The sequence below is a fragment of the Arthrobacter sp. 9MFCol3.1 genome (genome assembly GCF_000620385.1).
In the GTDB taxonomy this organism is placed as follows: domain Bacteria; phylum Actinomycetota; class Actinomycetes; order Actinomycetales; family Micrococcaceae; genus Arthrobacter.
This window is the reverse complement of the sequence record NZ_JIBJ01000008.1, coordinates 167,560-192,294: the sequence shown is the minus strand read 5'-3', so window position 1 is coordinate 192,294 and position 24,735 is coordinate 167,560. Positions and strand designations below refer to the sequence as shown.

Genomic DNA, 24,735 nt, shown 5'->3' with positions numbered 1-24,735 from the left:
GCGAACCGGTGATTCGGCCGTCTCAGGACTCGGGGACGACCGCGATTTCGGTCTGGTCGGGGGCCTTGACCGGCAGGAGCACGAGCAGGCCCACGAGCAGCACCACCATGATGCCCAGGATGCCCCAGCGCTGGGCCTCGCCGGTGGCCACAAAGGGGGCGGCGACGGCGATGCACAGCGTGAAGAGGGCGGGGGCGAGGAAGCTCACGGCCCGGCCGGTGGTGGCGTAGAGGCCGAACAGCTCACCGGATTCGCCGTGCGGGGCGAGCCGGGCGAGGTAGGCGCGGGAGGACGACTGGGCCGGTCCCACGAAGAGGCACAGCAGCAGGCCGAAGACCCAGAACGTGGTGGTCCCGGCCCAGGCCATCCCAACGAACTCGTAGTTCCCGTTGCCGAGGACCAGGATCGCGGTACCCGCGACCAGCAGGCCGGCGAGGGACCCGATAATCACGGTCTTCGGCCCGATCCGGTCATCCAGGAAGCCGCCGAGGATGGCGCCGACGGCCGCCACGACATTTCCGAAGATCGCGAAGAAGATGACGTCCTTGAGCTCGAAGCCAAAGGTGCCGGCCGCGATCACCCCGCCAAAGGTGAAAACCGCTGCCAGCCCGTCCCGGAAGATGGCGCTCGCTAGGAGGAAGTAGATCGTGTGCGGGCTGGTCCGGTAGATCGCCTTGATGCGCCGGACGAGCAGGCCGTAGGAGGCGAGGAACCCCAGGCCCGCGCCCCGGTCCGAGCGTGGCAGCTCCGGGACCGCGAACAGCACGGGCAAGGCAAAGACGAGGAACCACAGCGCCGAAAACACGGCCACCAGCCGGATGTTCAGGCTGTCCGCGGTGGAGGCGCCAAACCAGTTCAGGCTGGGCTGGACGAAGAGCTGGAGCACCACCAGCAACGCCACGATGCCACCGAGATACCCCATTCCCCAGCCGAAGCCGCTCACTTTGCCGATGTTCCGCGGGGTGGAAATCTGGGTGAGCATGGCGTTGTAGTTGACCCCGGCAAACTCGAAGAAGACGTTGCCCAGCGCTATGAGCGTGACGCCCAGGATCAGGAAGTCCGGCCGCGGGAAGACAAAGAAGCACAGCCCGGTCAGGACCACGACGGCGGCCGTGTTGACCCCCAGCCACAGTTTCCGCCGGCCTCCCGTGTCCGAGCGCTGCCCGGTGACCGGGGCCAGGAGGGCAACGGCCAACCCGGCGACGGCCAGCGCGGCGCCCAGGACTGCCGAGGCCTGGTCCTCCCCGCCGAATGCCTTGGAGGTCAGGTAGACGGTGAAAACAAACGTTGTCATGACGGCGTTGAAGGCTGACGAGCCCCAGTCCCACGAGGCCCACGCGAGGATCCAGCCCCGGTGCGGGACGGGACTTCCCGATTCCAGTTCCGAGGGGCGCATGTCCTCTGGGGCGGCGGCAGTGTTCATAGCCAGAATCGTAGCCGCCCCGGGGGTCCTCCGAGGGGCAGCCGGCCTCGGGTTTTGCCAGGCAGAGTTTGGCCCCGGCTGCACATTTGCGTCGAACTTGTTCAGCGGCCGGTGTCCCAGCCAAAAGAATTTGTACACGCTTGGTAAACTGTCGGCACCGAACCTAACAAATGACCCGCCTGCTCCAACTTGCTGACAATCGACTTTCTGACGTTGCGGAGATACCAGTGATCACAGTTCTTGCCGTGCACTTTGCGGTGGCTGCTGTGGCCCCGCTGCTGTTCCGAAAGTTTGGCAGGAATTCCTTCTTCGCCCTGGCCGCGGTCCCCGCGGCCTCCTTTATCTGGCTGCTGCTGCAGCACGATGCAGTTTATTCAGGTTCTGACGGCGCGATTACCGAAGTGATCCCCTGGATTCCCGGGCTGCAGCTCGAACTCGCGTTCCGGATGGACGCCCTGGCGTGGGTCATGTCCCTGCTGGTGCTGGGCGTGGGTGCGCTGGTGCTTCTCTATTGCGCCCGCTACTTCAAGGACAAGGACGACTACCTCGGCGGTTTCGGCGCGCAGCTCCTGGCCTTCGCCGGGGCGATGTTCGGCCTCGTCACCGCTGATGACCTCCTGCTGCTGTTCATCTTCTGGGAACTGACCACGGTGCTGTCCTACCTGCTGATCGGCTACGCCCGCACCCGGCTGTCCGCGCGGCGCTCGGCGTTGCAGGCACTCGTGGTGACCACCGCCGGCGGCCTGGCCATGCTCGTGGGGCTCATCATGCTCGGTTCGACGGCCGGAACCTACCGGATCCAGGCCATCATGGACCTGGCTCCCACCCTGGTCGCCGGCCCCGCGGGAGGGGCCGTGAACGCCGCCGTCGTCCTCATCCTGATCGGTGCGATCACCAAATCCGCCCTGGTGCCCTTCCACTTCTGGCTCCCGGGCGCGATGGCTGCCCCCACCCCCGTGAGCGCCTACCTGCACGCCGCGGCCATGGTGAAGGCCGGGATCTACCTTGTGGCACGGCTGGCCCCCGGATTCGCGGACACCGCGCCGTGGCTGCCGATCGTGCTCGGCCTGGGCCTGGCCACCATGCTGGTCGGCGGCTACCGGGCCCTCCGGCAGACCGACATCAAGCTCATCCTCGCCTATGGCACCGTGAGCCAGCTGGGCTTCATGACCATGGTGGTGGGCCTCGGCACCCCCGACGCGGCACTCGCCGGTATAGCCCTGCTCCTGGCGCACGGGCTGTTCAAGGCCACGCTCTTCCTGGTGGTGGGCATCATCGACCACCAGTCCGGGACCCGGGACATCCGCGAGCTCTCCGGCGTCTACGGCTCGGCCAGGGCACTGGCGGTCGTAGCGGCGATCGGCGCGGCCTCGATGGCGGGCGTGCCCCCGCTGGCCGGCTTCGTCGCCAAGGAATCGGTGTTCGAGGCCTTCCTTCAGTACAAGACGGAGACCGGGACAGGGCCCTGGCTGCTGGCGGGGGTGGTCCTGGGCTCCATCCTGACCTTCGCCTACAGCGCCCGGTTCATGTGGGGCGCCTTCGCCCTCAAGCCCGGTGTGGAGCCCACGACCTTCAAACCGGTCAAACCCGCCTTCCTCGCCGCACCGGCGATCCTGAGCCTCCTCACGATCCTTTACGGACTGTGGCCGGCCCCCGTTGATGCCTGGATCCAGCCCTATGCGGAGCTTTTTGTGCACGGCTCCGAGGCCCCGCCCGGGCACCTGGCGCTGTGGCACGGCATCACCCCTGCCCTCGGGCTGACCGCAGTGACGTTCGTCCTGGGCCTGGCCATGTTCTACGGCCGCAATGTGGTGGCCCGGCTGCAGGCGCTGGTGCCGGGCTGGATCGACAGCGACCGGGCCTACCAGCAAACCATCGGCGCCCTGGACGACACCGCGGTCTGGGTCACCGGCCGGACCCAGCGGGGTTCGCTGTTCTTCTACCTGTCCGTCATCCTGACCGTGGCCTTCGTCCTGCCGCTGACGGCGCTGCTGCTGGCCAACAAACCCCTGCCGCCCGGCCTCTATGTCATCGATCCCGGCTCGCCGCTGCAGTTGGTGGCCGGCGCCGGGATCGTGATCGGGGCGCTGGCAGCGGTGCGCGCCAACAAACGGTTCCTTGCCGTCCTGATGGTGTCCGTCACCGGCTACGGGATTGCCATGATGTTCGCCCTGCAGGGAGCCCCGGACCTTGCCCTGACCCAGATGCTCGTCGAAACCATGATCCTGGTGGCGTTCGTGTTGGCCATGCGGAGCCTTCCGCCGGGGCTGCGGGACCGCACCGGCGGCAAATACCGGGTGATCCGCGTGGTGATCGGCCTGGCATTCGGCGTCACCATGATTTTCGTGGCCATCCACGCCCTCGGCGCCCGGGTGGCACCGCCGGTCTCCCTGCAGTTCCCTCAGCTGGCCTATGAGGGCGGCGGCGGCCTCAACGTCGTCAACGTGACCCTGGTGGACATCCGGGCCTGGGACACCTTTGGCGAGATCTCCGTCCTGGCCCTGGCCGCCACCGGCGTGGCCAGCCTCATCTTCGTCCGCGGCCGCGGCGACCGCATCCGGACCGCCGCGACCGTCGAGGAAGGCACGGTGGGCCGGCGGACCGGGGCCAGGGGCAGCAACAGGGAGGATGCCGCCCTGGCGATGAACCGGCGGTTCGCTGCCGCCACGCGTGACGCCTGGCTGGTGGCCGGCCGGACCCTGGCCCCCGAACGCCGCTCGATCATTTTCGAAGTGGTCACCCGGCTCATCTTCCACTCGATGATCGTGTTCTCCATCTATCTGCTGCTCGCCGGCCACAACCTGCCCGGTGGTGGCTTCGCCGGCGGCCTCACCGCCGGCCTCGCCCTGACCATCCGCTACCTGGCCGGCGGCCGCTTCGAACTCCGCGAAGCCACACCAGTCGGCGCCGGCACCTTGCTGGGGATCGGACTGGCCACGGCGGCGGCCGCCGGAATGACGCCGTTGCTGCTGGGCGGCCAGGTGTTCCAGAGCGCCATCGTGGAGCTGTGGCTCCCCGTCTTCGGCGACATCAAATTCGTCACCTCGACCATCTTCGACATCGGTGTCTACATCGTGGTCGTCGGGCTCGCCCTGGACGTGCTGCGCAGCCTCGGTGCGGAGATCGACGAGCACTTCGAAGAACAACCCGAGCCGCCCGAAGAGGTGCCCGCCGAAGAGGGGCGTTCCGAAGACGACGACAACGGAGTCCCCGGCGGAGTCCCCGGCGGAGTTCCCACCGAGGCAAGTGACGCCGAAACCACCGCCAAGGGGAGAACATGAGCGTCAACCTGACCCTGCTGACGGTCATGGGCGCCCTCTACGCCTGTGGCATCTACCTGCTGCTGGAACGCAGCCTCACCCGGGTCCTGCTGGGCCTCATGCTGCTGGCCAACGCCACCAACCTGCTGATCCTCGCCACCGGCGGCTACTCCGGCCTGGCGCCGCTCTTCGACAAGGACACCGCGGCGGGGGATTACAACGACCCCCTGCCGCAGGCCCTGATCCTGACCTCGATCGTGATCTCCTTCGCCGTCACGGCGTTCATGCTGGGCATCATCTACCGCACCTGGGTCCTGGCCCGCCAGGATGAAATCCAGGACGACGCCGAGGACCGCCGCGTCGCGCAGACGCCAAGCTTCGATGCCGAGGACGACTCCGTGATCCCGGTCGAGACTTCAGAGTTCCCGCTGGCCACGGTCATGTCCGGTGACCGCGCCGTGCGGGCCGACAAGGCCGCCTCTGAAGAACAGCCCGGTTCCCTCAACGTTGACCCCAGCCCGGAAGGAGGCGGAGAGTGAACATCACCAGCCTTGCCCCGCTCGCCGTCGTACTCCCCATCCTGGGCGCCGCCCTGACGTTCCTGCTCATCCATCACCCCCGGGTCCAGCGCGCGGTCAGCATCGCCGTGCTGACCCTGACCCTGCTGCTGGAATGCTGGCTGCTGGCCTCCGTCTGGGATGGCGGGACGGCCGCGGTGAACGTCGGCGGCTGGCTGCCGCCCTGGGGCGTCGTGCTGGTGGTGGACCAGTTCTCCTCCCTCATGCTCGTGGTGTCCTCGGCCGTGAGCCTCGCGGTGCTGATCTACGCAACGGGACAGGGCATGGCCGACGGCGACCGCGACGCGCCGGTCTCGATCTTCCACCCGACCTACCTGATCCTCGTAGCCGGGGTGTCCAACGCCTTCCTCACCGGGGACCTGTTCAACCTCTACGTCGGCTTCGAGATCCTGCTGACGGCCAGCTACGTGCTCATCACCCTTGGCGGGACAGGCCCGCGCATCCGGGCCGGCGTGACCTACGTGGTGGTCTCCGTCGTGTCCTCAGTGCTGTTCCTGATCGCGATCGCCATGATCTACGGTGCCACCGGAACCATCAACATGGCGGACCTCGCCATCAAGCTCGGGGAACTCGACCAGGGCACACGGACGCTGCTGCACGTCATGCTGCTGGTGGCCTTCGGCATCAAGGCCGCCGTGTTCCCGCTGTCCTTCTGGCTCCCTGACTCGTACCCCACCGCGCCGGCCCCAGTCACGGCGGTGTTTGCCGGGCTGCTGACCAAGGTGGGCGTCTATGCGATGGTCCGCACGGAAACGCTGCTCTTCCCGGGGGATGCGCTCAACGGCCCGCTCATGGTCGCCGCGCTGCTGACCATGGTGGTGGGCATCCTCGGCGCCCTGGCCCAAAGCGACATCAAGAGGCTCCTGTCCTTCACCCTGGTCAGCCATATCGGCTACATGGTGTTCGGCCTGGCCATGTCCACGGTGGCCGGCCTGGGCGCCGCGGTGTTCTACGTGGCCCACCACATCACCGTCCAGACCAGCCTGTTCCTGGTGACCGGCCTGATTGAACGCCGTGGCGGCAGCTCGTCCGTGGACCGCGTGGCGGGGCTGGCCAAGCTCTCCCCGGTCTTGGGGGTCCTGTTCTTCGTTCCCGCCATGAACCTCGCCGGAATCCCGCCGTTCTCGGGTTTCCTGGGCAAGCTGGGGCTGCTTCAGGCCGGCGTGGAACTGGGAACGCCGCTGGCCTACGCCCTGGTGATCGGCGGCGTGCTGACGAGCCTGCTGACCCTGCTGGCGATCGCGAGGGTCTGGAACCGTGCGTTCTGGCGCAAGCCCGAGGACGCCGAACATCCCGATCCGGTGCTCCTGGCAGCGCCGGCCGACTCCGCCACAGGTGACCGGGCCGGCAAGACGAATGTGACCCTGCTGCCCCGCACCATGGTGGGCTCCACCCTGGGCCTGGTGGTTTTTGGCGTGGCCCTGACCGTCTTTGCCGGGCCGCTGTTCAGGGTGGCAGACCAGTCCGCCCAGGAGATGCTGGACCGGACCTCGTACATCCAGGCTGTGCTCGGCCAGGACGCGCCCGTGCCGCCGGTGCCTCCGTCAGCCCATCCGGTGCAGGTCCAGGAGGGCAGCGGGAAATGAACCGGAAAAGGATCTCCCTGCGCCAGGAACTGCCGCTGCTGGTGTGGCTCGTCTTTGTCTGGGGCGCACTCTGGCAGAACTTCAGCCCGGGCAATCTCCTCTTCGGAGCCCTCATCGCGGTGCTCGTGGCGCGCATTTTCTATCTGCCCCCGGTGGAACTCGGCGGCCGCTTCAACGTGCTCCGCGCCGTGCCCTTCGCCCTCGTCTTCCTTGGAAAAGTCGTCGCGGCAAGCTTCCAGGTCATGTACCTGGCCGTGGTCCGCGGCCCGGACGTGGTCAGCGCAATCGTCGCCGTGCCGCTCCGGAGCCATTCGGACCTTCTGGTCACGGCCACCGGGCATGTGATCTCGCTGATTCCCGGGTCCCTCGTGGTGGAGGTGGACAGGTCAACGTCCACGCTCTACATCCACGGCATCAACGTCCGCAATGCCGAGGACGCGGCCAAGCTGCGCAAAGAGGTCCGGGACACCGAGGCCGGGCTGATCCGGATCATGGGGACCAAAGACGAACTTTCCGCACTGACACAGGAGATCGCCGCATGATGCAGACCGTCCTGACGGTGACCGCCGTCGTCCTGTCCCTGGCCGCTGCGGGGGCGATCGTCCGGATCGCGCGGGGGCCCTCGCTGCTGGACCGGGTTCTCGCCGCCGACGTGCTGCTGGCCATCTTCGGCGCAGCCCTGTGCATCGACATGGCCGCCAACCGGCACCTCAACAACCTGATGCTGCTCGTTGCAATTTCCCTGATCGGCTTCGTCGGCTCGGTCACCGTGGCCCGGTTCGTGGCCGACAGGCGGGAGGGCGTCCGTGAATCCTGACACAGTGATCGACGCCGTCTCCGGCGTGTTCATGGTGACCGGTGCCGTGATGTCCCTCGCCGCCGCCATCGGGCTGCTGCGGTTCCCGGACCTCATGAGCAGGATGCACGCGGCTACCAAACCGCAGGTCCTCGGCCTTTTCCTGCTGCTGGCGGCCCTCGGGCTGCAGATGCGCACCTGGTCGGTGTGGCCCGTCCTGCTGGTGGCCTGGCTCTTCCAGCTGCTCACCGTCCCCGTGTCCGCCCACATGGTGGGCCGGGCCGGCTACCGGACCAAGCACCTGCACCCGGAGCTGCTGAGCTCCGACGAGCTTGAGGCCATAGTCCAGAGGGCCGCCCAGAAGGCCGCCCGGCAGGCGGCAACGGACGGAGCGGCCGACGACGAAGCCGGCCGCTGAGCCCGTTGGCCGGCGCCGTAGCCGGCGCTTCGACCGCGGTGGCCGCGGCTAGTCGGGTCCGGTCAGACGATGTCCTGGGTCTTGGCGAAGCGGGTGATCGCACGCTGGGTGCCGCGGTTGGCGAGCACCTGGATGATGGCGCTGACCGATGCGGAGATCAGCGCGAAGGTCAGGGCCGAGCGCAGGGTGGTGGGGACGTCGTCCTCTTGGCCCTTGGGCGGCTTGTTGCCCGTGGACTTCTCCCACATGGTGTCCACCAGCTTGGTGCCGGCAAAGCCGGCGAGGAGGCTGACGCCGGTGCCGAGCAGCTTGATGAGGATGTTCATTCTTCGGTCTCCTTGGACGGGAACGGTTTTCCCCTAGCCTAGCGTTCCGGGGTGAGGACCATCCGCAGGGCCTCGACCACCAGTTCGTGATCCGTCTTCTGGGGCAGGCCGGAGACGGTGACGACTGCAACTGCACCCGTGCCGCGCACGTAGATGGGGAATGCCCCGCCGTGGGCGGCGAACTCCGACTGGTCCCACCAGGCGTTGTCCTCGATCCTTCCGCCTGCAGCGCGGGCCCGGAGGCCCACCAGCAGGGACGGGACCTCGTACCGCATGGCGGTGCGCTTCTTGGCGTTGATCCAGCGTTCGTTGTCCGGTGTGGCGCCGTCCAGCGCGGCGTGGAAGAGCACCTGCTCGCCTTTGGTGATGTCGACGGCGATGGGCAGCGAGCGTTGCCTGCCCAGCTCGACAAGGAGGAGCCCCAGGTCCAGGGCGTCATCCTTGCTGAACGACGCGAACTGGAGCGCCTCCATCTCGGCCAGCACGCGGCCGATGAGCGCCGCCAGGGAACCCTGCGGCTGCGGCTCGCTCGAATCGGGATCGTATTCCCCGGAGGGACCTTGTGTGGCCGGTGAGTGCGACAAAATATTCCAGCTTTCCGGTGGGTGACGAGGCCGCCCGCTGGCGGGTCCGGGTGTCCGACAGGACGACTCTACCAAGAGGGTTTTCCCGGCCGCCGGGACCGCCGCAGTCCGGTCCACGATTGTGACGGCATACCACTGAAAACGCGGCCGTCCGGGTGTAAACTGAGCCAGCCCACAAGGGCGAAAACAATTACGACAGGGGAGCGCCGCCGTCGGGCATCGCCGGAGAAATCCGGGGAAACCTTTGGTGGGCGCTGAGAGTGCGGACAGCCGCAGACCCTCGAACCTGATCCGGTTAGTACCGGCGCAAGGGAGTCGAGTTCTCAGGGTGCGCGGACGGCGGCGGAAGCCGAGACCGGCCGGAGCACCCTCCCCTCCTGTTCCTCAGGAGGACGACATGACAGATATTTCAGCACAGCATGGTTCCGCCAGCCGTTCATCCGCCCGGCGCAACTTCAGTTGGCGCGTGGTGGACATAGTGGTGGCCGCGTTGATCGCCGTAGCCGGCGGCGTCATTTTCTGGGCCTGGTCCCAGGGCGCGAACCTGATCTCGACTCCGGTCAACGCGGTCTACCCGCCGCTGAGCGGACTCTATGCCGGCGGGTGGATGATCCCGGCGGTGCTGGGCATGCTCATCATCCGCAAGCCCGGCGCCGCGCTCTTCTGCGAAACCGTCGCGGCCACGGGCGAGCTCATCATGGGCTCGCAGTACGGCACCACGGTGCTGATTTCCGGCATCCTGCAGGGCCTCGGCGCCGAACTGGTCTTCGCGGCCTTCCTCTACAAGAAGTTCAACCTGCCTGTGTCCTTGCTGGCCGGCGCCGGCGCGGGCCTCTTCTGCGGCCTGAACGATTCCTTCCTGCCGTGGGGCTGGAACATCGCCTACGAAGCCGGCGACAAGCTCGCCTACATCGTCTTCACCACGATCTCCGGCGCAGTGATTGCCGGCGGACTGGCCTGGCTCGCCACCCGCGGCCTGGCGAAGACCGGAGTGCTGGGCTCCTTTGCCTCCCGCAAGGCCGCCACGGAGCCCGTCTTCTCCTGAGCCCCGTCGCTGAATCCTGCAGAGAACCATGAAATCTTCACCGGGCGTCCGGCCGGCCGCCGTCGCGGCCCGCGGCTGGGGCTGGCGGCACGCCGGACGGACCCGGCCCGCGGTCAGCGGCCTTGACCTGGACATCCGGCCGGGGGAGCGCGTGCTCCTGCTGGGGCCTTCCGGCGCCGGCAAGTCGACGCTGCTCCACGCCCTAGCCGGCGTGCTGGGCGACGGCGCGGCCGGCGCCTCGGGGCCGGCCGGCGACTCCGGCGACGCCGAAAACACAGACGAGACCGGCAGCCTGCTGATCGACGGCGCCGCGCCACGGGCGCAGCGCGGCCGCGCCGGGCTGGTGCAGCAGGACCCGGAAACACAGGTGGTGCTGTCCCGTCTCGGCGACGACGTCGCCTTCGGGGCGGAGAACCTGGCCGTCCCGGCAGCGGAGATCTGGCCGCGCGTGCGCGAGGCGCTCGACGACGTCGGGCTGGGCCGGCTGCCGCTGGACCATCCGACGTCGGCCCTCTCCGGCGGACAAAAGCAACGGCTGGCGCTCGCCGGGATCCTCGCGATGCGGCCAGGGCTGCTGCTGCTGGACGAGCCGACCGCCAACCTCGACCCCGCCGGCGTCCTGGAGGTCCGCGACGCCGTCGGCCGCTGCCTGGACAAGACGGGCGCCACGCTGTTGGTCGTGGAGCACCGGGTGGGGGTCTGGAAAGACCTTGTGGACAGGATCGTGGTGCTGCAGCCAGGGTCCGTCACGGACTCCGCAGTCCTCATCGACGGGCCCCCGGACCGGGTCCTGGCCGAGGCGCGGGACATGCTCATCGGCGCGGGCGTCTGGGTGCCGGGCCACGTTCCGGCGACGCGGATGCGGCTGCCGGCGCGGGGCGCGGGACACGTTCTGCTCGCGGCCGAAGGGCTCGCAGTGTCCCGCGAGCGGCCGCGGCGGTCCGGGCTGCGCGACGGGTTCCGCACCATCGCGCCGCGCCCGGTCCAGTCCGGGGTCTCGGTCCAGGTCCGCGCCGGCGAGGCCCTGACCATCACCGGAGCGAACGGCACGGGGAAGTCCACCCTGGCGCTGACGCTGGCCGGGCTCCTGCGGCCCGTTGCGGGAACGGTCGCGGCCGCGGCGGAGCTGAGCAGTCCCGCCCCTGGTCACTCCAGTGGACACTCCGCTGATCGGTTAAGCAGGGGCGCCGGACCCGATCCCTACCGGTGGAAGGCCCAGCAGCTGATCGCCCGGATAGGAACCGTCTTCCAGGAACCCGAGCACCAGTTCGTCACCGGCAAGGTCCTCGACGATCTCATGTTCGGCCCGCGCCACCTCGGCTACGGCGAAGACCGCGTGGACGAACTGCTGGAGCGGCTGCGGCTGACGGAGCTTGTGGACGCCAACCCCTACACGCTCTCCGGCGGCGAGAAGCGGCGCCTTTCGGTAGCCACCGTGCTGGCGGCGCACCCCCAGGTGCTGGTCCTGGACGAGCCCACCTTCGGCCAGGATGCCAATACCTGGGCCGAACTCGCCTCGTTCCTGTCCGAGCTCCTCGACGCCGGCACCGCCGTCGTGTCCGTGACGCACGACGCCGAATTCAGCGCCGTCCTCGGTGGCACCGAACTGCGCCTCCGGCCACGGGAAACCGCCGCCGCGGATGCTCCCGGCCCGGATCTTCAGCTGCCGGAGGGGGCCTCGCCATGAGGGACGCACTGAGCCTGCGCGGCAACCATGCGCTGCTGACCCGCGCCAACCCGCTCGCCAAGTTCACGGCGGTCACCCTGATCACCCTGGTCCTGGCGCTGTCCATTGACTGGGTTTCGGCGTCGGTGGCGCTCGCCTTCGAACTGCTGCTCCTGCCGCTGGCGGGCCTGACCGTGGCCTTGCTGTGGCAGCGCGGCTGGCCGCTGATCCTCGCGGCGGCGCTGGGCGGCTGGAGCACGGCCATCCTTGCGCCTGATTCCGGATCCGTCCTGCTCGATGCCGGGATCTGGTCCATCAGTGACGGTTCCCTGCAGCTGGGGATCGGCTTCATGCTCCGCGGGCTCGCGATCGCATTGCCTGCGGTGCTGCTGATGAGCTGCACCGACCCCACGGACCTGGCCGACGCCCTGGCCCAGAACGCAAAACTGCCGCACCGGTTCGTCCTGGGAACCCTGGCCGCCATGCGGCTCGTCGGGATCATGGCCGAGCAATGGCAGACCATCGGCATGGCCCGACGGGCCCGCGGCGTGGGTTCAAGCGGCAGCCCCTACCAGCGGTTCCGCGCCATGCTGGGCCAGAGTTTCGGCCTGCTGGTGCAGGCGATCCGGAGCGCCTCGCGGCTCGCGGTGACCATGGAGGCCCGCGGGTTCGGCGGCGCCGCGCGGACCTGGGCCCGGCCGTCCACGTTCAGCGGACTCGACGCCTGGGTGCTGGTGGGCGGACTCGGCATCGCCGCTGCAGCCGTCGCCGCGGCCCTCGCCGCGGGCACCTGGAACCTCGTCTTCCTCACCCGCCAGTAACCGGCGCCGCCGCCGAGGGTCCGGGGAGTTGCGGCGCCGCGCCCGGTTATCGCATGGTGCGGGTATTCGTGTGAGATTGGCGCCATTCCGGCCGGAATTGCCGTGATTGATAAATCATGCGTGATATTTTCGGGGCATGACTCAACCGACTGCTGAACACGTAGGCATCCTGCTCCGCGAGGCGCGCGGGGCCAAGGGCTGGACCCAGGGACAACTCGCCGCCGAGCTCGGCACCAGCCAGAGCGCCATCGCCCGGATGGAACAGGGCAAGCAGAACCTGAGCCTGAAGATGATCCAGCGCCTGGAGGCGATCGTCGGGCACAGCATCGTCAAGGTGGGCCGGCCCCAGATGACCCACCTGCGCGTCGAGGGCGGCCGCACGCTCGCCGGCGCGGTGGACGTCAACAGCAGCAAGAATGCCGGCGTCGCGCTGTTGTGCGCCAGCCTCATCAACCGCGGCACCACCACCCTGCGCCGGCTGGCCCGGATCGAGGAAGTGAACCGGATCGTGGAGGTGCTGACCAGCATCGGCGTCGAATGCACCTGGCTCAACGCGAACGACCTCCAGATCCGCCGCCCCGCGGTCCTGGACCTGGCATCCATGGATGTGGAGGCGGCCCGCCGGACCCGCAGCGTCATCATGCTCCTGGGCCCGCTGCTGGACGAGGCCGACACCTACCGGCTGCCCTACGCCGGCGGCTGCGACCTCGGCACCCGCACCGTGCAGCCGCACATGCAGGCGCTGCGCCAGTTCGGCCTCAGCGTTGAGGCGAAGTCCGGATTCTATGCGGTGCAGGCGCCGCCGGCGGACGGTCACGACCGCTCCTTCGTGCTCAGCGAACGCGGCGACACCGTCACCGAGAACGCCATCATGGCCGCAGCCCACCGCCGTGGCACCACCATCATTCGCAATGCCAGCCCGAACTACATGGTGCAGGATCTGTGCTTCTACCTGCAGATGCTCGGCGTCGACATCGCGGGGGTTGGCACCACCACGCTGAAGATCACCGGACGCCCGTCGATTGACGCCGACGTCGAATACTTCCCGTCCGAGGACCCGATCGAGGCGATGAGCCTCATCACCGCCGGCATCGTGACGAACTCGGAAGTCACCATCCGCCGCGTCCCGATCGAGTTCATGGAAATCGAACTGGCCACGCTCGAACAGATGGGCCAGCGGCTCGAGGTTTCCGGGGAGTACTTTGCCCGCAACGGCCGCACCCGCCTGGTGGACGTCACCACCAAGCCTTCGGAGCTGCGGGCGCCGGAGGACAAGATCCACCCCATGCCCTTCCCCGGCCTGAACATTGACAACCTGCCCTTCTTCGCGGTGATCGCCGCCAACGCCCACGGCCAGACCATGATCCATGACTGGGTCTACGAGAACCGGGCCATTTACCTGACCGAACTCAACAAGCTCGGCGCCCAGGTCCAGCTGCTTGATCCGCACCGCATCTACGTCAACGGGCCCAGCAAATGGCGTGCGGCCGAGGTGGGCTGCCCGCCGGCGCTCCGCCCCGCCGCCTGCCTGCTGCTGGCCATGCTGGCGGCCCGAGGCGTCTCGGAGCTGAGGAACATCTACGTCATTGAGCGCGGCTATGAGGACCTGGCTGAGCGGCTGAACACCATCGGCGCGAAGATCGAGTACTTCCAGGACTGAATCCAAGCAACGCGGGGTCACTCCGCGCCCATCCGAAGGGATGACACGGGCGCGAAGTGACCCCGCGTTGGTGTGGGGCGTTTCGGCGGATCCTGACGCACAATAGATTCATGCGCACCTTCGGCGTGGAGGAAGAACTGCTGATAGTGGACCCCGAATCGGGGATGCTGCTTGCCCTCGCTGACCTCATGCTGCCGAGTCTGGTGCCGCCGCAGCAGGAAGCCGCCAGGGTTCTCCCGGCCCAGAAGCCGGTCCACGAGGGCGCCGATTTCAGCTACGAACTCAAGCTCGAACAGATCGAGACCCAGACGCATCCGTGCCTGGAGTACACGGAACTGCTCCGGCAGCTCAGGCGCGGCCGGGCCCTCGCGGACCGGGCCGCCCGGGCGCATGGCGGCCGCGTCGCAGCCCTGGCTACGTCGCCCCAGGGCTCCGCCACGCACCTGACGCCGAATCCCCGCTATATGACCATGCAGCAGCGTTTCGGGCTCACCGTCCGGAACCAGCTGACCTGCGGCCTCCACGTCCACACCTTTGTGGAGTCCCCGGAAGAGGGCGTGGCCGTGATGGACCGGATCCGCGACAAACTGGCCGTGCTGATAGCACTCAGCGCGAATTCCCCCTATTGGAACGGGGCCGAGACCGGATTCGAAAGCTACCGCACGCAGGCCTGGAACCGCTGGCCGGGCTCGGGTCCCACGATGATCTTCGGCAGCCTCCCCGTCTACCGCCGCGTGGTCACCCGGCTGGTGGAAAGCGGCGTCCTGATGGATGAGGGGATGGTCTATTTCGACGCGCGGCTGTGCCGTCAGCATCCCACCGTGGAGATCCGGGTCGCGGATGTCTGCCTGCGGGCCGAGGACGCTGCCCTCATTGCCGTGCTGGTGCGCGCCCTCGTGGAGTCGGCGGCGCGGGAATGGAACGACGGCGTCGATCCCGCTCCGGTGCCCACGCTGCTGCTGCGGATGGCCGCCTGGCAGGCCAGCAATTGCGGGCTGCGCGGGGAGCTCCTGGACTTCGGAACCTTCACCCCGGCCCCGGCCGCGGACGTGGTCAGGGCGCTCGTGGACTTCGTGGCCCCGGTGCTTGAGGAGCAGGGCGAGCTGGAGCTGGCGCGCGAGGGCGTCGAGCGGATTCTGGCAGAGGGCACCGGTTCGCAGCTGCAGCGCGGCCCGTTCCGGGCCGGCGGCCTGCCCGCCGTCGTCGAGCGGGCCATCGAACTGACCACCGAGGGGCCCGTCACCGAAGGGCCGGCCGACAGTCGTTCGCCCCTGGGCCGGTTGCGCCCGGCCTGACCGGGAGCCGGCATCAGTTGCGGGCGCGGGGCGCCAAAAAGAGCCGAAGAGGCGCCGCATTCTTTGCCGAACGTTGATATGGAATCACGGCTGTTTAATGATTGCCTCCCCGCCTTTTCCAACTAATTGTTTCTGTTCGGCCCGGCACGCCCCCGTTCGGACCGCGAAAGCCTGATCCGGGTAGTCGACACAAGAAATATGAGTACTACCTGTAGCCGCCATTAATTCAGTTCACTGAGGTTCGGGTAGTGCCTACTCGGGCGCCCTGATAGGCCGCTCGACTTTACTGGAGGAGCAGGTTCAAGGTTTTCCAAAGGTTTCCAGAAGGTCTCACCATGTCACGTAACACGCCGGGGGGCGGTTGTGCTGTGCCACATACGCGCTGGTCAACGTCTTGCAGTGCTCGCACGGCCGGCAGTGGCTGCGCCTTTCGCCGGCGGGCACCCTGCCAGGGCGGTGCCGTGAGCAGATTCAGAAAATGGCCCCGCTCACTTCCCAAAGCCCGGTTCGCTTATGCGAGCGGGCCTGAAGATCAGACCGCTTAATCCGGCCCGGCACGGGGGTGCCGAATTTCAACATAGGAATTGAATTCATATGGTCTCGATTTATGTCTTGCTCATCGTTTTCCTGATTACTTTTGTGGTCGCCGCAGCCCTTGGCCGGTCCTGGTTCCACCGCCGCTTGCGCCGCCCCGAACTGCTCCGCAGGATTTGCCTTGTTGCCGGCTCAACGCTGCTGGTGGCAAATCTGGCCAGCGTTTTCCTCGAGGCGCCCGAGTTGTGGCGGACGGCCGACCTCACGCTCACGCTGGGCGGGCTCGCGTCCCTGGGCGTTGCTTTGACGGCCCTGCGCACCGGGGGAGCGCCGGCCCGCCAGCCCCGCAGAGTGCTGGCCATCGGCGCCCACCCCGACGACCTTGAACTTGCTTGCGGCGGAACCCTGGCGAAGTTCGTAGACTCCGGACATGAGGTGCAGGGGCTCGTCATGAGCGATGGCACCCGTGGCGGGGATCCCCTGGAACGCTCCCTCGACGCGCAGCGCGGCGCGGCGTTCATGGGCCTCACCGGAATGACCCACTACAACTTCACAGACACGGACCTGTTCCGGCACAGCCAGGAAATGGTGGGTGTCATCGAAGCCGCGATTGCCCGGTACAACCCGGACATCATCCTCACGCATTCCAACCACGACCAGCACCAGGACCATCAGGCCGTCCACATGGCGACGCTGCGGGCCGCCCGCCAGCACCACTCAATCCTCTGCTATGAGAGCCCGTCGGCAACCCGGGACTTCAGCCCGAGCGTCTTCATTGACATCGACGACTACCTTGACGCCAAGGTCCAGGCCGTGAGGATGCACAGCGACCAGCGCGCCAAGCCGTACATGACGCCCGAGCGGGTCCGCGGCATCGCCTCGTTCCGCGGCGGACAGGCGAGGCGCCGGGTCGCCGAAGCCTACGAACCCGTCCGTCTGCTGAGCACGGAAATGGAAAAACTGTGAGGCCCCGCGTGCTGGTCACCGGCGCCGGAGGCCCCGCGGGCCGCGCCATAGCGGCCCAGCTGAAGTCCCGTGGCGTTCCCGTCCTGGGCACGGACATCCGCGAGCTGCCCGCCGGGGCGGGCGTCACCGTCGTTCCGGTGCCGCCGGCCTCGGACCCCGATATGGTCTCGGCGCTGCGCCGGCTCGTCGTCCAGGAGGGCATCAACCTGGTCATCCCCACCGTGAGCGAGGAACTCCCGCAGCTGGCGGGATACCGTGCCGCCTTCGGGACCGACGTCCGGGTCATCATCGGCGATCCCGGTCCGGTGGCGCTCGCCAACGACAAGCTCTTCACGGCCTGGCAGCTGCAGACGGCCGGGGTCCCCGTGCCGAGGTTCGGCGTGCCCAGGGACTTCGCCAATGCCGGCGCCGCCATGGCCGCGCTCGGCGGCCCCATAGTTCTCAAGCCGCGGGTCTCCCGCGGCGGACGCGGCGTGATGGTCATCGACGGAAGCAATCAGGTGGACTGGCACCGCCTGCCGGAAGGCCAGATTGTCCAGGAGTTCATCCCGGGCACCGAATACGGCCCCATGGTTTTCGGCACCCCGGCGCACAACGGGGCCGCGCCGTTCGTCGTCGTCGTGGAGAAGACGGAACTGGCGCAGGGCATCGTGGGCAACGCCGTGACCACCCGCCGCGCCGAAGCCGGCGAGGCCATGGACGTCGGAAATCTGGCGATGGCGGCCGTCCGCTCACTGGGCCTCACGGGCCCGGTCGACGTCGACGTCCGCCGGCGTGCCGACGGGACCCCGGTGGTCCTTGAAGTGAACGCACGGTTTGGCGCGAACAGCGGGCGGGCCCCGGAACTGCTCGACGCCGTCCTGGCGTCGTTTGCCCTTCCCTCCTTCAACCCGGCCTCGTTCCGGCACAGCACAGGAGCGTACGCCCATGTCCTGGTTTAGTTCCGCCTCCGCCTCCGCCGTCCCCGGGGCCGAGTACCTCCTGCTCCTCATCGGCCTGCCGATTCTGGTGTTCGGGCTCGTGAAGCTGCTCGTGCTGCCGCTGTCCATCTGGTTTGAACTCCGGGCGGGGCGCCGCCGCCGCCGCGCAACGCCCACCCTGCTGGATGACCGGCCCAGCGTGTCGATCATTGTCCCGGCTTTCAACGAGGCGACCGTCATCGAGAACTGCGTCCGCTCCATTCAGCTCACCCAGTACGACCGGTACGAGGTGGTGCTCGTGGATGACGGCTCCACTGACAACACGGCCGCGCTCATGCATGCTCTCGCCGCGTCGGATCCCCGGATCACGGTCCTGACCCAGGCCAATGCCGGCAAGGGGGCGGCCCTGAATCTGGGCATCCGGCAGGCCACGGGCGAGGTCCTCATGTTTGTCGACGCGGACGGGATCTTCTCCCAGAACACGGTCAAGCGGATGCTCCAGGGTTTCACCGACCAGCGCACCGGGGCCGTGTGCGGCGATGACCGGCCGGTAAACCTGGACCGGGTCCAGACCCGGATGCTGGCCTTCATCAGCCATGTCGGCACCGGGATGGTCAGGCGCGCCCTGACCATGATCGGCTGCCTCCCGATCGTCTCCGGCAACATTGGGGCGTTCCCCCGCCGGGTCCTGGAGGAGATCGGGCCGTTCCGCGAAGACACGGTGGGCGAGGACCTGGAACTCACCTGGCGGGTGCATAAGGCAGGGTACCGGGTGGTCTTCGCCCCGGAGGCGCTGGTCTATGCCGAGTCGCCGTCAACCGTCCGGGCGCTCTGGCGCCAGCGCGTCCGCTGGGCCCGCGGGCTGCTGCAGACCATGGGTGTGCACAAGCGCATGATCGGCAACCTCCGGCACGGCCAGTTCGGCGCGTACCTGCTGTTCAACACCATCACCATGGTGGTGCTCCCGGTGTTCCAGATTCTCGTGCTCGTGGATCTGGTCTTCCTCGCGGCGCTGGGCCGCAGCCCGTTCGGCGCGGACATCTGGGCATTCCTTGGCTGGGTGGGGCTGTTCGTCACCTTGCTGCTCACGGTGTTTGCCCTGGCCATGAACAGGGCGTGGAAGGACCTGCGGCACCTCTGGGCGCTCCCGCTCATCCCGCTCTATTCCGTGTTTACGAGCCTGACCATGGTGGCCGCGCTGGTGCAGGAACTCCGCGGCAAGGAGGCGCACTGGAACAAGCTGACGCGGACCGGTGTGGTCAGCGTCACTGCCCCGGCGGTGCGCCCGGAGGCCAGCGTTTGAGGCGCAGACCGGCTGCCTTCCCTGCCCTGGTGTTCCTGTCGGTGCTGGCGCTTGCTGCCACGGGGTGCGGCGGGCCGCAGGGCCCCACGGCGCCCGCCGCGGAGCGCACAGTCGGCGTCGGCTACGAAACCGTGGTCGACGCCGCCTCTACGCTGCCGGAACTGGCCAGACGGCTCGATGAGGTCCACGCCAACAGCGTCACCATCAGCGTCGGGCGGCTGGACTGGACGGCGTTCCCCTGGGACGCCCACCCCGGGATTGAGGCAGTCCCGGGCCGCGACCACGTGGCCGAGGCGGTCAAGGCACTGGGGACCGGCGGCGATGGCAGGAAACGCAGGATCACACTGACCATCGACCTGCTGATCCCCGGCTGGATCAGCACCAACCCGGGCCTGGCCGGCATCAACTTCGACGGCACCCGCTCCAGGGACTTCGCCAGCGTCACCGCACTCACAACGGGACCCGTCGGGGAGCGGCTCGTCGACTTCGTGGCCGAAGTGACCAGGCGGTACCAGCCGGACGCCGTGGCCTTGACGGAACTGATGTTCGACAACAACACCTACGGCGGCGACGACCGCGATTCCTACATGCTGGCCAGCGGCGGGACGGACTGGCCGCGGCTCGCGAACGGGGACGTCGACGTCGGACATCCCAGTCTTGGGGCCTGGCGGTCGAAGGCGGTGGCAGCCGTCGTGGCCAGGGCGGCGGCGGCCGCGCACGCGAACGGTGCCACGCTCGACATGGACGTCCGGGCGCCGTGGCACGATCCTGCCGGCGACCGGCCGGAGAGCGGCCATGACTACGGGCTGCTCGCCGCGGCCGCGGACCGGCTGGTCTTGTGGGACTACTTTGGGCTCAACGACGCCGCTCCGTCCTACTCCGCCGAGCTGGCCGCGGCCATGGCGAAGCGGTCCGGCAAGTTCGCGATCTCGGTCGGGATGTGGGCCAAGGAGGGGCGTATCTCCGCCGCGGACCTGGCGGTCGGGCTGGAAGCGGCTGTCTCCGGCGGGGCGGCCGCCGTCGCCGTCACACCATCCAGCATGCTCGACGACGACGCCTGGCGGGCGCTCAAGGCGGCGTGGGCCTGAGCGGCAATAGCCTTAAACTGCTTGAGCCCTAGACCTGCTTGAGTGCCTGGCCGAGGTCGCGGATGAGGTCCTCGACGTCCTCCAGGCCCACCGAAAGCCGGACCACACCGTCGCTGAGCCCGATCGCCGCTCGGCCTTCCGGCCCCATCGCGCGGTGCGTGGTGGTGGCCGGGTGCGTGATGAGCGTCTTGGCGTCGCCGAGGTTGTTGGAGATGTCGATGATCCGCAGCGCGTCCAGGAGTGCGAACGCGGCCTGCTTCGCCGTGCGGCCGGGGGAGGGCTGCAGCTCCAGGGTGAGAACCGTCCCGCCGGCCTTCATCTGCTGCACCGCCAGCCGGTACTGCGGGTGGGACGGCAGCAGCGGGTACTTTACCCAGCCGACCGCAGGCTGTCCCTCGAGCCATTCGGCCAGCCGCAGCGCCGAGGCCGAGGAATGGTTGACGCGTAGGGCCATGGTTTCCAGGCCCTTGGTGAGCACCCAGGCATTGAACGCCGAAAGTGCCGGACCGGTGTGCCGCATGAGCTGTTTGACGGGCCCGTCGATGAAGTCCCTGGTGCCCAGGATGGCCCCGCCCAGGACCCGGCCCTGGCCGTCGATGTGCTTGGTGCCGGAGTAGACCACTACGTCCGCGCCGAGGTCGCCGCAGCGCTGCAGCAGCGGGGTGGCGAAGACGTTGTCTACCACCACCGTGGCACCGGCGGCATGGGCCAGTTTGCTCACGGCGGCGATGTCCACGATTTCCTGCATGGGGTTCGACGGCGACTCGAAGAACACCGCGGTGGTCGGCTCGGACAGCGCGGCTTGCCACTGCTCCAGGTCCGGGCCGTCCACGAAGACCGTCTCGACACCCCAGCGCGGCAGGATCTCGTTGAGGATCACGAAGCACGAGCCGAACAGCGAGCGGGCCGCGACCACCCGGTCCCCGGCCGCCAACAGCGCGCCCAGGGCGGTGAAGACGGCGGACATGCCGGACGCCGTCGCAAAACACGCTTCCGTCCCTTCGAGCAGCCGGAGCCGCTCCTGGAAGGTGGCGACGGAGGGGTTGCCGTAGCGGGAATAGACGAACCGCTCGTCCTCCCCGGTGAAGGCGCGCTCGGCGGCGGCCGCGGACTCGTAGACGAATCCTGAGTTGAGGAAGATCGGCTCGGTGGTTTCCTGGAAGCCGGTGCGGTCAAGGCCGCCGCGGACAGCCTGGGTGTCGGCCGCCCAGCCGGCGGCGTCGGGATTGAAAGTCACTTAAATCTTTCCGAGGTTGGTGGGCAGGCCGCGGTTCTTCCAGCCGTTGACGGTGCGTTCGCCGAAGCGGTCGGTCTCGCCTTCGAAGCCCTCAAGGACGTTATAGGAGGTGAAGCCGGCTGCCGTCGCGGCCGTCGCGGCGGCGATCGACCGGGCACCGGAACGGCAAAGGAACACAAGTTCGACGGCGGTGTCCTCCGGCGCCTGCTGCCTTAGCTGTTCCACGAAGTGCGGGTTCGGCGTGCCGCCGGCGAGGTTCCACTGGATGAAGAGCGGATCGTTGCGGCTTTCGCCCGCGGCCGCGGTGTCCGGGATACCGATGTGGGCCCATTCGCCCTCGGTTCGGACATCCACCAGGATGGCCCCGGCCTCCAGCTTGGCCCATGCCTCATCCGGGCTGAGGTCTCCGGCGTAGCTCATGCGTGGCCCGCGAAGACCCCGTCGGCGCCAAACTCGTCGGCGTCGAGCTCATCAACCGCATTGGCCACGGCGGCGTCCGCACTTGCAATCGCGGCCGGCAGGACCAGCGCCTGCGCCACGATCACGGTGCTTCCGTTGAAGCTGGCGGCGGGGCTTCCGTGCAGCACATAGCCCTCGGCCAGGGCGGCTGACACCCGCTCGCAAAAGGCGCGGTCATCCGCGCCGGTGAACAGGCGGTAGGCCAGCCTTTCCTCGCCGGCGGTTGCCGCGCTGGAGGCTGCGGCCGGGACTGTACTGGTGGCTGTTGTGGGTATTGACGTGTCGGGCACGACGGATCTCCTCTTTCACGCTTGCAGCTCGAATGGTCGATATGCCGAGTATTCACCTGAGGCACCCCGCCGCGAAAGGGAGGGTTGCCGACCGGCCAGTCAGGGCTTGGCACCGGTTCTCATTACTCCCCAAAAACGTAACACCTGCGACGCCGGCCCGCACCGCGGCCGTCGTCATGTTCCGTAACCGGACCGTGGCCGGGGCGAGTAGTGGCGGGCTGCAGTTTCGGGTACAGCCCACTCGTGTCTGCCGGGACGTTTCGCCGTCTACTGGGGGGATTAGGTCCGACGAGTCGGGCGGAGCTGCAGGTGATTCGAGCCATATGTGAATCGAGCAGTCCGTGAATCGACTCGTCTGTCCATCAACAGGCTGTCTGAGAATCGGTGGCTGGAACGGTCGGAGCCGCAGCCGCGGTCCGGCCGGTGACGGCGGAATGGAGCAATCGTGGGCCCGCGCATACTCGTTACCGGGATTACCAGCGCCGCCGGACGGGCCGTCGCGGCCCAGCTCGAAGCCCGGGGCCTCCCGTACCTCGGCTCCGACGCCCGCGCCGACACCCGCGCCGACACCCGCCAGGGCGGGGAGGCCCCCGCCGCCGCGGTCAGGCTCCTGCCGGCAACGAACCCGGACATGATCCTTGACCTGCGCCGGCTGGTGGACCGCGAAGCCATCAACGTCATCATTCCGACCCTCACCGTGGAACTCCCGGTCCTGGCCGCGGCCCGCGCCGGATTCGCCCAGGACGTGCGGATCATCGTGGGTGATCCTGCCGCGGTGGCCCTCGCCAACGATCAGCTGTTCACCACCTGGGCGCTGCAGGCAGCCGGCATTCCGGTGCCCCGGTTCGCGGTTCCGGGCGACCTCGCCGCCGCGCCGGCATCCCTCGCCGGCCTCAGCGGCCCCGTGGTGGTCAAGCCGCGGGTCTTCAAAGGCTCCCATGGTGTGCACCTGCTGGCCGGAACCGCCTCCGTTAGCTGGAAGAACCTGCCGGCGGGGCAACTGGTCCAGGAATTCATCCCGGGCGCCGACTACGTGTGCCTGGTGTTCGGCACCCCGGCACGCAACGCGATGGCCCCGGTGGCGGTGGTCCTCGAGAAGACCAGGACTCCGTATGGACGCGCCGGCAGCGACGAAGTCAGCCGGAGGGTGCCGGCGGATCAGGCCGGGGATGTGCGCAAGCTGGGTCTGGCCGCCGTCCGCACGCTCGGGCTGACCGGGCCGGTCCAGGTCCAGATCCGCCGCCGTACCGACGGAACGCCCGTGGTGCTGGGTGTCTGCGCGACCCTGGGGGAGAACAGCACGTGGGCCCCGGAAATGCTCGACGCCGTGCTGGCAACGTTCACGCTCCCGGCGTTCAACCCAGCCTCGTTCCGCCGGTGCCCGGCAGTGCCCGCGGACGCCCTGGGGTGATCCCGCGCTGCTATTCGATGGTGGCGAAGAGGGCGTTGAGTTCGGCCGTGAGTTGGCGCCGCAGTTCCGGGGTGCCGATTTCCTGGCCGTCGATGTGGTTCACCGGGGCCAGGAGCCGGATGCTGGAGATCAGCCAGACCGCGTCGGCGTCCAGCAGGTCCTTCGGCTCCAGCGGGCCGTAGCCCAGCTCCCAGCCGGCAGCCTTGGCGGCGGTGAACAGGGCGCCCTGTGACGTGCCGGGCAGGATGCCGCTGTCCAGCTGGGGAGTGATGAGCCGCCGGACGGTGCGGACGCCGCCGGCGCCGTCGTCCGAGGTTTCCAGGTGGGCCAGCAGAACGGTCGACGTCGGACCCTCCAGCACCCGGCCGTCCGCGGACGTGAAGATGACGTCGTCGGCGCCCTGCCGGTGGGCGTAGCGCAACGCCGCCATGTTCACGGCGTACGAAAGGGTCTTGGCGCCGAGCAGGAGCCACGGGGCGCGCTCGCCGACTTCACTGTCGTAGCCGCGGTCCAGCAGGATGACGTCGATCCCGGTCTCGCGCTGCCGGCGGCCCGCGGCCGCCGGCGCGGAGGCCTGGACCCAGCACGTGGGGGCAGCCGCGCCCTCCGGCCCGCGGGTGACAATCAGCTTCACCACCACCTCATCCTGCCCCGTGCCGCCCGCTGCACCCTCGGCAAGTTCCTGCCCCCGGAACTCGCGAATGGCGGTTTCCACCGCCCGGCGCCATGCGTCCTCGGCCGGGATGTCCAGCTCCAGCAGCCGGGCCGAGCCGGCCAGCCGGGTCAGGTGCGCCTGGATCTTGCGGGGCCGGCCGCCGACGGCCAGCAGGGACTCGAATACGCCGTCGCCGCGGGTGGCGCCCAGGTCCGTGGCCATCAGTTGCGGCTGCGACGCGTCGGCAACGCGGCCGCCGTCGAACGCCGGGTCGAGGAAGACCAGCACGGTCGCGGGCGCAGGAACGGGGGCAGGAGTGGTCATGGCTACAGCTTAGTCTCGGCGGTCCCGGGATAGGATTTGCACGTTGCCCGTTCCGGAACTGTTCCGCGGGCCTGTAGCTTGAGGGGTTCG

Annotated in this window: 23 protein-coding genes and 2 riboswitches; of the genes, 16 read left to right on the top strand and 7 right to left on the bottom strand. The window is 68.5% G+C overall.

The annotated features are described in order from the left end of the window. Positions 1–22: 22 nt before the first annotated feature. Positions 23–1,423, bottom strand: a complete 1,401-nt coding sequence (locus C560_RS0110695; protein WP_026538209.1) for an MFS transporter — start codon at positions 1,421–1,423, stop codon at positions 23–25. A 227-nt stretch (positions 1,424–1,650) separates the two neighbouring features. Here C560_RS0110695 and C560_RS0110690 point away from each other — a divergent pair, with 227 nt between their 5' ends. The 6 genes from C560_RS0110690 to mnhG are packed head-to-tail and all read left to right on the top strand — an operon-like array spanning position 1,651 to position 8,061. Further along, entirely contained in the window at positions 1,651–4,704 is a 3,054-nt protein-coding gene (locus C560_RS0110690) for a Na+/H+ antiporter subunit A (protein ID WP_026538208.1), read from the top strand. Further along, entirely contained in the window at positions 4,701–5,222 is a 522-nt protein-coding gene (locus C560_RS0110685) for a Na(+)/H(+) antiporter subunit C (protein ID WP_018774040.1), read from the top strand. The genes C560_RS0110690 and C560_RS0110685 overlap by 4 nt, the downstream gene beginning before the upstream one ends. Continuing rightward, entirely contained in the window at positions 5,219–6,847 is a 1,629-nt protein-coding gene (locus C560_RS0110680) for a Na+/H+ antiporter subunit D (protein ID WP_026538207.1), read from the top strand. The genes C560_RS0110685 and C560_RS0110680 overlap by 4 nt, the downstream gene beginning before the upstream one ends. Then, on the top strand, positions 6,844–7,389 hold the full coding sequence (locus tag C560_RS0110675; protein ID WP_026538206.1) for a Na+/H+ antiporter subunit E: 546 nt from the start codon (positions 6,844–6,846) through the stop codon (positions 7,387–7,389). The genes C560_RS0110680 and C560_RS0110675 overlap by 4 nt, the downstream gene beginning before the upstream one ends. Next, positions 7,386–7,664, top strand: coding sequence for a monovalent cation/H+ antiporter complex subunit F (locus C560_RS0110670; RefSeq protein WP_018774043.1), 279 nt, complete (start codon positions 7,386–7,388; stop codon positions 7,662–7,664). The genes C560_RS0110675 and C560_RS0110670 overlap by 4 nt, the downstream gene beginning before the upstream one ends. Continuing rightward, a complete protein-coding gene (gene mnhG, locus C560_RS0110665) occupies positions 7,654–8,061 on the top strand; it encodes a monovalent cation/H(+) antiporter subunit G (protein WP_269320026.1) in 408 nt (135 codons plus the stop codon). The genes C560_RS0110670 and mnhG overlap by 11 nt, the downstream gene beginning before the upstream one ends. A gap of 62 nt (positions 8,062–8,123) precedes the next feature. On the opposite strand, the gene C560_RS0110660 is transcribed toward mnhG, so the two are convergent. Further along, positions 8,124–8,387: a DUF4235 domain-containing protein gene (locus C560_RS0110660; RefSeq protein ID WP_018774045.1), complete on the bottom strand. Its 264-nt coding sequence runs from the start codon at positions 8,385–8,387 to the stop codon at positions 8,124–8,126. Between the two features lie 38 nt (positions 8,388–8,425). Beyond that, the gene (locus C560_RS0110655) at positions 8,426–8,971 is read right to left on the bottom strand and encodes a heme-degrading domain-containing protein (protein ID WP_018774046.1); all 546 of its coding nucleotides are present in this window, start codon (positions 8,969–8,971) and stop codon (positions 8,426–8,428) included. 187 nt (positions 8,972–9,158) lie between these two features. Next, positions 9,159–9,302: riboswitch (TPP riboswitch) on the top strand. 66 nt (positions 9,303–9,368) lie between these two features. On the opposite strand from C560_RS0110655, the gene C560_RS0110650 reads away from it, so the two are divergent. The 9 genes from C560_RS0110650 (at position 9,369) to C560_RS21575 (ending at position 20,269) form a co-directional block, all read left to right on the top strand. Beyond that, positions 9,369–10,016 carry an ECF transporter S component gene (locus tag C560_RS0110650; protein WP_026538204.1) on the top strand — a complete coding sequence of 216 codons (648 nt, stop codon included), beginning with the start codon at positions 9,369–9,371 and terminating at the stop codon, positions 10,014–10,016. Between the two features lie 28 nt (positions 10,017–10,044). Further along, a complete protein-coding gene (locus C560_RS0110645) occupies positions 10,045–11,703 on the top strand; it encodes an ABC transporter ATP-binding protein (protein WP_026538203.1) in 1,659 nt (552 codons plus the stop codon). Next, the gene (locus C560_RS0110640; RefSeq protein WP_026538202.1) at positions 11,700–12,503 is read left to right on the top strand and encodes an energy-coupling factor transporter transmembrane component T family protein; all 804 of its coding nucleotides are present in this window, start codon (positions 11,700–11,702) and stop codon (positions 12,501–12,503) included. Before C560_RS0110645 ends, C560_RS0110640 begins: the two co-directional genes overlap by 4 nt. 136 nt (positions 12,504–12,639) lie before the next feature. Beyond that, the gene (locus C560_RS0110635; protein WP_018774050.1) at positions 12,640–14,163 is read left to right on the top strand and encodes a UDP-N-acetylglucosamine 1-carboxyvinyltransferase; all 1,524 of its coding nucleotides are present in this window, start codon (positions 12,640–12,642) and stop codon (positions 14,161–14,163) included. Positions 14,164–14,273: 110 nt separating this feature from the next. Then, entirely contained in the window at positions 14,274–15,458 is a 1,185-nt protein-coding gene (locus C560_RS0110630) for a glutamate--cysteine ligase (RefSeq protein WP_026538201.1), read from the top strand. A 594-nt stretch (positions 15,459–16,052) separates the two neighbouring features. Continuing rightward, entirely contained in the window at positions 16,053–16,958 is a 906-nt protein-coding gene (locus C560_RS0110625) for a PIG-L deacetylase family protein (RefSeq protein WP_018774052.1), read from the top strand. After that, a complete protein-coding gene (locus C560_RS21580) occupies positions 16,955–17,899 on the top strand; it encodes an ATP-grasp domain-containing protein (protein ID WP_231494317.1) in 945 nt (314 codons plus the stop codon). Before C560_RS0110625 ends, C560_RS21580 begins: the two co-directional genes overlap by 4 nt. After that, the gene (locus tag C560_RS0110615) at positions 17,886–19,181 is read left to right on the top strand and encodes a glycosyltransferase (protein WP_051533099.1); all 1,296 of its coding nucleotides are present in this window, start codon (positions 17,886–17,888) and stop codon (positions 19,179–19,181) included. Before C560_RS21580 ends, C560_RS0110615 begins: the two co-directional genes overlap by 14 nt. Continuing rightward, positions 19,178–20,269, top strand: a complete 1,092-nt coding sequence (locus C560_RS21575) for a hypothetical protein (protein ID WP_155855769.1) — start codon at positions 19,178–19,180, stop codon at positions 20,267–20,269. The genes C560_RS0110615 and C560_RS21575 overlap by 4 nt, the downstream gene beginning before the upstream one ends. 28 nt (positions 20,270–20,297) lie before the next feature. Here C560_RS21575 and C560_RS0110605 read toward each other — a convergent pair whose 3' ends face one another. The 3 genes from C560_RS0110605 to C560_RS0110595 are packed head-to-tail and all read right to left on the bottom strand — an operon-like array spanning position 20,298 to position 22,255. Continuing rightward, positions 20,298–21,506, bottom strand: coding sequence for an O-succinylhomoserine sulfhydrylase (locus C560_RS0110605; protein ID WP_026538199.1), 1,209 nt, complete (start codon positions 21,504–21,506; stop codon positions 20,298–20,300). Then, positions 21,507–21,926 (bottom strand): rhodanese-like domain-containing protein, encoded by a 420-nt coding sequence (locus C560_RS0110600; protein ID WP_026538198.1) that lies wholly within the window; start codon positions 21,924–21,926, stop codon positions 21,507–21,509. Then, on the bottom strand, positions 21,923–22,255 hold the full coding sequence (locus C560_RS0110595) for a DUF1737 domain-containing protein (protein WP_442853155.1): 333 nt from the start codon (positions 22,253–22,255) through the stop codon (positions 21,923–21,925). The genes C560_RS0110600 and C560_RS0110595 overlap by 4 nt, the downstream gene beginning before the upstream one ends. Positions 22,256–22,267: 12 nt before the next feature. Beyond that, a riboswitch (SAM riboswitch) is annotated at positions 22,268–22,382 on the bottom strand. Positions 22,383–22,700: 318 nt separating this feature from the next. Between C560_RS0110595 and C560_RS21570 the strand changes: the two genes are divergently transcribed. After that, positions 22,701–23,666 (top strand): hypothetical protein, encoded by a 966-nt coding sequence (locus tag C560_RS21570; protein ID WP_051533097.1) that lies wholly within the window; start codon positions 22,701–22,703, stop codon positions 23,664–23,666. 10 nt (positions 23,667–23,676) lie between these two features. On the opposite strand, the gene C560_RS0110585 is transcribed toward C560_RS21570, so the two are convergent. Continuing rightward, entirely contained in the window at positions 23,677–24,645 is a 969-nt protein-coding gene (locus C560_RS0110585; RefSeq protein ID WP_026538196.1) for an aminodeoxychorismate lyase, read from the bottom strand. Positions 24,646–24,735 lie beyond the last annotated feature (90 nt).

What these genes read in the sequence shown, in the direction of transcription:
- C560_RS0110695 (WP_026538209.1), bottom strand. Translation starts at nt 1,423, where the DNA reads ATGAACACTGCCGCCGCCCCAGAGGACATGCGCCCCTCGGAACTGGAA.
- C560_RS0110685 (WP_018774040.1), top strand. Translation starts at nt 4,701, where the DNA reads ATGAGCGTCAACCTGACCCTGCTGACGGTCATGGGCGCCCTCTACGCC.
- C560_RS0110675 (WP_026538206.1), top strand. Translation starts at nt 6,844, where the DNA reads ATGAACCGGAAAAGGATCTCCCTGCGCCAGGAACTGCCGCTGCTGGTG.
- C560_RS0110670 (WP_018774043.1), top strand. Translation starts at nt 7,386, where the DNA reads ATGATGCAGACCGTCCTGACGGTGACCGCCGTCGTCCTGTCCCTGGCC.
- C560_RS0110660 (WP_018774045.1), bottom strand. Translation starts at nt 8,387, where the DNA reads ATGAACATCCTCATCAAGCTGCTCGGCACCGGCGTCAGCCTCCTCGCC.
- C560_RS0110650 (WP_026538204.1), top strand. Translation starts at nt 9,369, where the DNA reads ATGACAGATATTTCAGCACAGCATGGTTCCGCCAGCCGTTCATCCGCC.
- C560_RS0110645 (WP_026538203.1), top strand. Translation starts at nt 10,045, where the DNA reads ATGAAATCTTCACCGGGCGTCCGGCCGGCCGCCGTCGCGGCCCGCGGC.
- C560_RS0110640 (WP_026538202.1), top strand. Translation starts at nt 11,700, where the DNA reads ATGAGGGACGCACTGAGCCTGCGCGGCAACCATGCGCTGCTGACCCGC.
- C560_RS0110635 (WP_018774050.1), top strand. Translation starts at nt 12,640, where the DNA reads ATGACTCAACCGACTGCTGAACACGTAGGCATCCTGCTCCGCGAGGCG.
- C560_RS0110630 (WP_026538201.1), top strand. Translation starts at nt 14,274, where the DNA reads ATGCGCACCTTCGGCGTGGAGGAAGAACTGCTGATAGTGGACCCCGAA.
- C560_RS0110625 (WP_018774052.1), top strand. Translation starts at nt 16,053, where the DNA reads ATGGTCTCGATTTATGTCTTGCTCATCGTTTTCCTGATTACTTTTGTG.
- C560_RS0110615 (WP_051533099.1), top strand. Translation starts at nt 17,886, where the DNA reads ATGTCCTGGTTTAGTTCCGCCTCCGCCTCCGCCGTCCCCGGGGCCGAG.
- C560_RS0110600 (WP_026538198.1), bottom strand. Translation starts at nt 21,926, where the DNA reads ATGAGCTACGCCGGAGACCTCAGCCCGGATGAGGCATGGGCCAAGCTG.
- C560_RS0110585 (WP_026538196.1), bottom strand. Translation starts at nt 24,645, where the DNA reads ATGACCACTCCTGCCCCCGTTCCTGCGCCCGCGACCGTGCTGGTCTTC.